Genomic DNA, 7,970 nt, shown 5'->3' on the forward strand with positions numbered 1-7,970 from the left:
TAGGGGATTTTGGGGAATTTTGCAAAGGTCTCGGAGTGTTAAAAAGAGTTGTTATTGTATAACGGCGTTTACACTCAATCAACATAAGTTAAGTTGGTAAACGCTTTGTTGAGATGGGTGTTATGATAAGACAAATCAAAAGGCCGTCTGAAATAAAGTTATTTCAGACGGCCTTTTGATTAAGGTATTAATTTTTTCTAGTCAAATAAGGCAGGGGATCGACTGCTTTGCCGTTTAGACGAACTTCAAAATGAAGCTTGACGCTGTCTGTATCGCTGCTGCCCATGGTGGCGATAACTTGACCTGCTTGGACTTTTTGATCTTTTTGTACCAAAAGCGTGTCGTTGTGGGCATAGGCGGTAATGGTGTAGTCGTTGTGGCTGATTAAAATCAGCTTGCCGTAGCCGCGGACTTCTTCGCCAACGTAGATGACGGTACCGGCTGCGGCAGAACGGATTTGTTGGCCTTGCATGCCCGCAATATCTATGCCTTTGCTGGTTGTGCCGTTGTAGCGTTGGATAATGGAGGATGAGGCGTTATCGGTCGGCCATTGCAAGCTTAACCGGTTGATCGGGGTAACGGCGGTTGCTTGGCGTTGCTGCGTAGCAGTATTGCGGGAGGCAACATGGCGGCGGACGCGCAATACTTGGCCGACTTCGATTTGTGAGGCGTTGGGAAGGTTGTTCCATGCAACCAGTGTATTGACGTTTTGTCCGTAGCGTTTGGCGATTTGGGTCAGGGTATCGCCAGGGCGGACTCTGTAGTAGCCGTCGGGTACGGAGCGGTTGGAAGAAGTGTTGTTACCGGCGCAGGCTGCTAAGACGGCAATGGTGCTGATGAGGGCCAGACGTTTTAAGGCCGTCTGAAAGGTGGAAATAAAATTTGTATTCATGGGTTGTTTCTAAATGTATCGTTATGCTGTGTATGATAGATAGGAAGAGTGAAAAAAGGTTCACTCAAAAAGCATGGGATAAAATGCGGAGAGGCAATATAGTACTATTGAGAATTTGTGAGTATAGCTGAATATTTTTATATCTTTTTGATGCAAAGGAACTTTTTTGAAAAGGTAAAAGAACGTGAAAGTTCTTTCAGACGGCATTGAATAAGGCAATAAAAATCCCCTGCTGAGATAGACGGGCAGGGGATTTTTGTCTCATCGAACTTATTTGTTCAATTCGTTAGCCAGATACAGCCAAGTTTCAATCACGGTATCAGGGTTGAGCGATACGCTCTCGATACCTTCTTGAACCAGCCATTTGGCAAAGTCCGGATGGTCTGACGGGCCTTGACCGCAAATACCGACGTATTTGTTTTGTTTGCGGCAGGCAGAGATTGCCAAGTGCAACATCACTTTAACGGCAGGATTACGCTCGTCGAAGGAGTCAGATACCAAGCCGCTGTCACGGTCGAGGCCGAGGGTCAGCTGGGTCATGTCGTTAGAGCCGATGGAGAAGCCGTCGAAGTATTGCAGGAATTGTTCTGCCAATACAGCGTTGCTTGGCAACTCACACATCATGATCAGGCGCAGGCCGTTTTTGCCGCGTTCCAAACCGTTTTCTTTTAGGGCTTTAACAACAGCTTCTGCTTCACCCAAAGTACGAACGAATGGAATCATGATTTCGACGTTGGTCAAACCCATTTCATCGCGAACGCGTTTCAAGGCTTTACACTCGAGTGCGAAGCAGTCTTTGAAGTTATCGGCTACATAACGCGCTGCACCACGGAAGCCCAACATTGGGTTTTCTTCGTGCGGTTCGTAGATGCTGCCACCCACCAAGTTAGCGTACTCGTTGGATTTGAAGTCAGACATACGGACGATGGTTTTGCGTGGATAAACCGAAGCAGCCAAAGTTGCCACACCTTCTGCGATTTTATCGACATAGAAGTCAACAGGAGAAGCGTAGCCTGCGATACGGCGGGTAATTTCAGCTTTCAACTCGTCGTCTTGTTTGTCAAATTCCAACAAGGCTTTAGGGTGGATACCGATTTGACGGTTGATGATGAATTCCATACGTGCCAAGCCGATGCCTTCGCTAGGCAGGTTGGCGAAGCTGAATGCCAATTCAGGGTTACCAACGTTCATCATTACTTTTACAGGCGCTTTAGGCATGTTGTCCAAAGCAACATCGGTAACTTGTACGTCCAGTAGGCCGGAGTAGATGAAGCCGGTATCGCCTTCGGCACAAGATACGGTAACTTCTTGGCCTTCGGACAGCAGATCGGTAGCGTCGCCACAACCTACAACAGCCGGAATACCCAATTCACGCGCGATAATCGCTGCGTGGCAGGTACGGCCGCCGCGGTTGGTCACGATGGCGGAAGCACGTTTCATCACCGGTTCCCAATCCGGGTCGGTCATGTCGGTAACGAGTACATCGCCTGCTTCAACGGAATCCATCTCGGAAGCATCTTTCACCAGGCGTACTTTGCCTTGGCCGACTTTTTGACCGATGGCACGGCCTTCGCACAAGACAACTTTTTCGCCGTTGATAGAGAAGCGGCGCAGGTTGCGGCTGCCGTCTTCTTGAGATTTTACAGTTTCAGGGCGTGCTTGCAGGATGTAGAGTTTGCCGTCCAAGCCGTCGCGGCCCCATTCGATGTCCATTGGGCGACCGTAGTGTTTTTCGATGGTCAGCGCGTAATGAGCCAACTCTGTAACTTCAGCGTCGGTAATGGAGAAGCGTTGACGGTCTTCTGCAGGTACATCAACGTTGGTCACAGATTTACCGGCTTCGGCTTTGTCGGTAAAGATCATTTTGATTTGTTTCGAACCCATGGTTTTGCGCAGGATAGCCGGTTTGCCTGCTTTCAAAGTAGGTTTGAATACATAGAATTCGTCAGGGTTTACTGCGCCTTGTACGACGTTTTCGCCCAGACCGTAAGAAGAGGTAACGAAAACGACTTGGTCGTAACCGGATTCGGTATCGATGGTGAACATCACACCGGACGCGCCGCTGTCAGAGCGCACCATGCGTTGTACGCCGGCAGAAAGGGCAACGATGTCGTGTTCGAAGCCTTTGTGGACACGGTAAGAAATGGCACGGTCGTTGTACAGGGAAGCGAATACATGGCGCATTGCTTCTTTAACGTTATCCAAGCCGTTGATATTCAGGAAGGTTTCTTGTTGGCCGGCAAAAGAAGCGTCCGGCAAGTCTTCTGCTGTTGCGGAAGAACGTACGGCAACGGAGATGTCCGCACCGCCGGCATCGGCAACCATTTTATTCCAAGCTGTTTCGATTTCAGCATCCAGCTGTTCAGGGAACGGGGTATCCAAAATCCATTGACGGATTTCTTTACCCACGCGTGCCAATTCGGCAACGTCTTCAACATCCAGTTGTTTCAGGGCTTCGGAAATACGCTCGCTCAGACCATTGTGAGCCAGGAAAGCACGATAAGCTTCGGCTGTGGTTGCAAAACCGCCGGGAACGCGCACGCCTTTTTCAGTCAGTTGGCTGATCATTTCGCCCAAAGAGGCATTTTTACCGCCCACTCGCTCAACGTCAGTCATACGCAGGTTTTCAAACCAAATAACGTAGTTTTCGGCCATTTGTGTGTCCAATCCAAAAAATGTTAAAAAAGAAACAAATCCGCCTGCTTATTGTAGCCATTCGTTTGATGGCTGTCATGTGTTTTATCTTTTTAAAAATCACAAATTCGTCTGTGATATTGTGCTTTTCAGGCGTGTAGCCTTCTGAAATGTGAATATCAGATTCATGTTTTTACGTGTTATCTTCTTGTTAAATATGGAAAACAAAATAAGTTAATAAATTTGATAAACAAGATTTATTTTGTAATTTTAGAATAAAATTCTACAAAATAGCAAAAAATAAAATTTTGTGCCAATTTAAAAATTATTCAAATTTGTTGTAATCCTGTGTAATCTATCGGGAATCGCTTTATTGCAAAGGCTGTAACTGCTATGATTGCCGTCTGAAACGTTACCCTCAAGAGGATTCATTATGACTGATCCACGCCAAGTCTTCTATATTTCCGACCGAACCGGCCTGACCGCTGAAAATATCGGTGAAGCCTTGCTGAACCAATTTGGCAATGTTGAGTTCAAACGCCATACCTATCCGTTTATCGATACGCCTGAAAAAGCACGTGCTGTTGTAGACAAAGTCAACCAGTCAGCTGAAAAATTCGGCGTGCGCCCGATTGCTTTTGTCAGTGTGGTCAATGACGAAATCCGTGAAATCATCAAGAAAGCCAATGCGTTCCATATTAATTTCTTTGAAACCTTTCTCGGTCTTTTGGAAAAGGAACTCAATACGGAGGCGGTTGCCGCCCGGCAGGGGCACCACAGTATCGGCAATACCCAACGCTATGATGCGCGTATGGAGGCGGTCAATTTTTCACTGAATCATGATGACGGCGTCAGCGATAAAAACCTGCAGGAAGCGGATGTGATTTTGATGGGCGTGTCCCGTTCCGGCAAAACGCCGACTTGTCTCTATCTGGCCTTGCAATACGGTATCCGTGCCGCCAACTATCCATTGATTCCTGATGATTTGGAATCCACAGATTTGCCGCGTATGGTCAAGCCTTATAAAGACAAGCTGTTTGGTTTGACCATTCAGCCTGAACGCTTGCAGGCAATCCGTCAGGAGCGCCGTCCTAATTCGACTTATGCCAAAATCGATACTTGCCGCAGCGAGATTGCCGATGCGCAAAATATGTTCAAACGCCACGGTGTGCCGTTTACCAATACAACCGATAAATCTGTGGAAGAACTCGCCGTTCATATCTTGCAGGCTTGTAAGTTGAAACGCCGTTTCTAAATAAAATGATAAAAGGCCGTCTGAAACTTCAGACGGCCTTTTGTTATTTTGTATATTAGGTCTTGGGCAGGGTAACACCGGTTTGCCCCATGTATTTGCCGTTGCGGTCTTTGTATGAAGTTTCGCAGACTTCATCGCTTTCAAAGAACAAGACTTGAGCCACGCCTTCGCCTGCATAGATTTTGGCAGGCAGGGGGGTGGTGTTGGAAAACTCAAGCGTAACGTAGCCTTCCCACTCAGGTTCGAACGGAGTAACGTTGACGATGATGCCGCAGCGTGCGTAAGTGGATTTACCTAAGCAGACGGTCAGGACGTTGCGCGGGATGCGGAAATATTCGACTGTGCGCGCCAAAGCAAAGGAGTTGGGCGGAATGATACAGCAGTCATCTTCGACTGTAACGAAGTTTTTCGGGTCGAAGTTTTTCGGGTCGACGATGGTGCTGTTGATATTGGTGAAGATTTTAAATTCATTAGCACAACGGATGTCGTAGCCGTAGCTGGATGTGCCGTAGGAAATGATGCGTTGGCCGTTGGCCTCTTTGATTTGGTTGGGCTCGAACGGCTCAATCATGCCGTGTTCTTCGGCCATGCGGCGTATCCATTTGTCGGATTTAATGCTCATGGTGGTTGTCCTGGGGTAAGGGTTGTTTGGAAATTCTTTAAAATCAACATAACAGCCTTTAGGCAGGCTTGTTAATTGATGTTTCAGACCGCCTAAAAGCCGGATAAGGTCGTCTGAAAGGCTGTTTATTTGGTTTTGGACGCAGATTTCTTAGGTAGTTTGACTTCTTTAATCATACCGTCTTCGCATTTCATGATGAAGACTGGTGTGCCGTTTTGGGAGGCGGTAAAGTTTCCGTGCGCCCTGCCTTTTTTGAACATCCCTTCCAGCGTCATATTGCGTAATTTGGCGCTATTGGAGGAGAAGGGTTCGATAAAGGTTTCGCCGTTGCCGGAAACGGTATATACGCCTTTGCCGTCAAATTTGCCGTTTTTAAATGAGCCGACATAGCTGCGGCCGTCTTGGCATTTCCATGTACCTTTACCGGATGGTTTGCCGTCTTTGCCGACATCGCCATCATAAGCGCAACCTTTTTCCTGATAAGGATTGATGGTTTCGGCAATGGCAGGCATACCCAGCATGAAGGCGATAGGGAGTAGGGCGAGGTATTTCATCATTTATTCCTTTTTGTAGGCAGTTTCAGACGGCCTGATATTGGGATTCAAAAGTCAGTAGGGTTTCAGCAATACGGCGTGGCAATATGGCTAAAGCGTGTTCGCGCATGGCCGTAGGGATACCGTAGTATGCTTCAGCAATACTGCCAGTAATGGCTGCCAAGGTATCGCTGTCTCCACCCAGGGAAACTGCCAGTCGGATGGCGTGTTCAAAATCATCGCTTTCAAGAAAGGCAGTAATCGCTTGAGGCACGGTTTCCTGACAGCTTTCGTTGAAATGATAATGCGGGCGGATTTGGTCGCAACTTTGGCTCAAGTCGTAGCCGAATTGCCTTGTAATGTTTTCTTTGATTTGCGCTTTGCCCATACCGGTACGCGCCCAAAAGATGGCGGCGGCTACGGCTTGCGCACCTTTAATGCCTTCTGGGTGGTTGTGCGTTACGATAGCGGATTGTTCGGCAAAATGCAGGGTTTCTTCCAATGTGGCAAATGCCCAACCAACGGCAGAAACACGCATGGCTGAGCCGTTGCCCCAGCTATTATAAGGTTCTGGATCTTTCCATTCTATCCATTGTGAGAAGCGGCCGCCATATGCGCCTTTCGGACAGGGATATGCCCTACACCAGCCTTGCAAAATAGAGGCCAAATTATCGTTGCAGCCTTGTAAAACCCAATCGGCAATGGCAACAGTGCAAATCGTGTCATCGGTAAAGTCGCTGTCGGGGCTGAAAATATCAAAATCGGTGTGACGGTAGTTGTCAAACTCGAATCTTGATCCGGCAATATCGCCAATGACTGCGCCCAACATCATGACATCCTTTCTGATACTTCTATCGTCGTTACCGTACCGTCTGCCAAACAGCTGTTGGCAGGTACAAATACCACCATCAGCGTAGGATTTCCACGCGCCATCATCGGCATCAGACTAAGCGGCATATTTGGATCGGTTTTCTGAAAGCGAACCCGCTCGTCACCTACGCCAAACAGTCTGTTGGGATGGTCAGGCGCTGCTTCATCCATTCCTGATTACAGAATTTTTTGCTTTTCGGCCGGAGTTTTACCGTTTAGCAGGTTTGGATTGGTTTGCTCAAGGAATACAGATTTCGCCAATGTCCAATAAGTATGGCCGGGCTGTCCGCTGGGGTTTTGGGTTTTCATCTTATGGGCAAAATAATCAACAGCCTGTTGCTGGTTCATTGCCTTGATTGCTTCTGTATTTGAGCCGTATTTGGTTTCTTTTGGGTTGTTCCGCAAATCAAACTGAAAACGGTTGTATTCGGCTTTTCCTTCTTCATAAACAAATCTTCGTGCATATTCATTCGCTGTTATATTGCGATTTCCATCAATATCAAGATCAAGCTTGGAAATTGTTTTCAACAAACCATGTCCTAACTCATGAGCCCAATCAGAAGCAGTCAGATATCTTTTGTCTGCCGTACCGAATACAATACTTCTATTTTCTTTACTGCCAATTAGTTTGCTTTGGAAAAATATGCCGGAATATCTAGTGTATTGCTTGAATACTCCCTAACCCCCATTGATTGATAAAGTTATGGGTTTGCCCCAGTAAAATTGAATCCCGAATAATCTGATTAACTTCCGAAACAGGCATCCCTAATTTTAAAAAATGCTGCCGGATTTGTGCTGTTGTAGCCATACCATATACCTTTAAAATTAAATACTATCGACTATCTGATAAGAAAGATGCTGGAAATATCATTAATGCATTTGTCTGTTGGATGCTGAAATAATATTCCTGCACCTTTCTCCTCCCTTATAACCAAATGTCTATCACTCCCAATCAAATGGTTGTTTTCATCTACTGCTACTTGTTTTACTACCGTATACCTAGGAAAAACTTGTTCTGTTCCATTGTTAAAGCATACGCTGACCGGGCTTAGGATATGAGATGAAACATAGGGTTTCGGCAAATCATCAGGATAACGGTCGTCAGGAAACAATGAACGGTATCGTTTTATATAATCAGGCGTTGCTTCGATTTCTAAAAAAGTA

General features: G+C 46.7%; 9 protein-coding genes and 1 pseudogene. 1 reads left to right on the top strand and 9 read right to left on the bottom strand.

Going from position 1 to position 7,970, the window contains the following annotated elements:
• Positions 1-187: 187 nt before the first annotated feature.
• A complete protein-coding gene (locus HMPREF2606_RS01115; RefSeq protein WP_070843163.1) occupies positions 188-892 on the bottom strand; it encodes a peptidoglycan DD-metalloendopeptidase family protein in 705 nt (234 codons plus the stop codon).
• A gap of 270 nt (positions 893-1,162) precedes the next feature.
• Positions 1,163-3,547, bottom strand: coding sequence for a phosphoenolpyruvate synthase (gene ppsA / locus HMPREF2606_RS01120; protein WP_070843164.1), 2,385 nt, complete (start codon positions 3,545-3,547; stop codon positions 1,163-1,165).
• Positions 3,548-3,959: 412 nt separating this feature from the next.
• On the opposite strand from ppsA, the gene HMPREF2606_RS01125 reads away from it, so the two are divergent.
• Entirely contained in the window at positions 3,960-4,781 is an 822-nt protein-coding gene (locus HMPREF2606_RS01125; RefSeq protein ID WP_036491303.1) for a posphoenolpyruvate synthetase regulatory kinase/phosphorylase PpsR, read from the top strand.
• 55 nt (positions 4,782-4,836) lie between these two features.
• Here HMPREF2606_RS01125 and dcd read toward each other — a convergent pair whose 3' ends face one another.
• From dcd to HMPREF2606_RS11100, 7 genes and pseudogenes are all read right to left on the bottom strand, one after another.
• Entirely contained in the window at positions 4,837-5,403 is a 567-nt protein-coding gene (gene dcd, locus HMPREF2606_RS01130) for a dCTP deaminase (RefSeq protein ID WP_003680541.1), read from the bottom strand.
• 125 nt (positions 5,404-5,528) lie between these two features.
• On the bottom strand, positions 5,529-5,960 hold the full coding sequence (locus HMPREF2606_RS01135; RefSeq protein WP_070711994.1) for an MORN repeat-containing protein: 432 nt from the start codon (positions 5,958-5,960) through the stop codon (positions 5,529-5,531).
• Positions 5,961-5,982: 22 nt separating this feature from the next.
• Positions 5,983-6,765: an ADP-ribosylglycohydrolase family protein gene (locus HMPREF2606_RS01140; RefSeq protein ID WP_070711995.1), complete on the bottom strand. Its 783-nt coding sequence runs from the start codon at positions 6,763-6,765 to the stop codon at positions 5,983-5,985.
• Complete coding sequence (locus HMPREF2606_RS01145) at positions 6,765-6,977, bottom strand: hypothetical protein (protein ID WP_070711996.1); 213 nt, start codon at positions 6,975-6,977, stop codon at positions 6,765-6,767. The genes HMPREF2606_RS01140 and HMPREF2606_RS01145 overlap by 1 nt, the downstream gene beginning before the upstream one ends.
• A 6-nt stretch (positions 6,978-6,983) precedes the next feature.
• A complete protein-coding gene (locus tag HMPREF2606_RS11185; RefSeq protein ID WP_070711997.1) occupies positions 6,984-7,337 on the bottom strand; it encodes a hypothetical protein in 354 nt (117 codons plus the stop codon).
• Between the two features lie 124 nt (positions 7,338-7,461).
• Positions 7,462-7,614 carry a hypothetical protein gene (locus tag HMPREF2606_RS11190; protein WP_225905468.1) on the bottom strand — a complete coding sequence of 51 codons (153 nt, stop codon included), beginning with the start codon at positions 7,612-7,614 and terminating at the stop codon, positions 7,462-7,464.
• A gap of 31 nt (positions 7,615-7,645) precedes the next feature.
• A pseudogene (locus HMPREF2606_RS11100) lies at positions 7,646-7,970 on the bottom strand (hypothetical protein); the annotation flags it as partial.

Source organism: Neisseria sp. HMSC070H10 (assembly GCF_001837635.1).
GTDB classification, from domain to species: domain Bacteria; phylum Pseudomonadota; class Gammaproteobacteria; order Burkholderiales; family Neisseriaceae; genus Neisseria; species Neisseria subflava_A.